This is a genomic window from Pseudomonas syringae (genome assembly GCF_000737245.1).
GTDB lineage: Bacteria > Pseudomonadota > Gammaproteobacteria > Pseudomonadales > Pseudomonadaceae > Aquipseudomonas > Aquipseudomonas syringae_J.
Window position 1 is genome coordinate 1 of the sequence record NZ_JPQU01000099.1, and the last position, 352, is coordinate 352.

Consider the following 352-nt stretch of genomic DNA (forward strand, 5'->3'; position numbering starts at 1 on the left):
TCTTAGATTCTGTACCGCAGCCGCCAAGGTGAATTCGTCGTTCGCACCGGTCATTCCTTGTAGCCTTAATCGATCCAGTTTCAGGATTCGTTTGAGATGAGCGAACAACATTTCGACCTTTTTGCGCTCATGGCGAGAGCACACGTATTGCGGTGTTGCGGCAATTCGCCGAGCAACATTGCGTGCCGCCTCATGGACGCTACGGGCGATTTTTCGGAACGAGGTATTTGGGCAGCAGCGCTCTTTCATTGAGCATTTAGAGCAGTCGGTTTCCCGGGATCGAAAGATGATGGTGTCGGCTTTCGTGATATGTGAGCGTTGGTTCTTGAAGGCCCGCCATTCGCTACGCAGA

1 protein-coding gene is annotated in these 352 nt (G+C 52.3%); it reads right to left on the reverse strand.

The window, feature by feature from the left end; all coding sequences use genetic code 11:
• A partial coding sequence (locus tag IV01_RS26545) for a transposase (RefSeq protein ID WP_195758827.1) occupies positions 1–352 on the reverse strand: 352 nt, incomplete at both ends.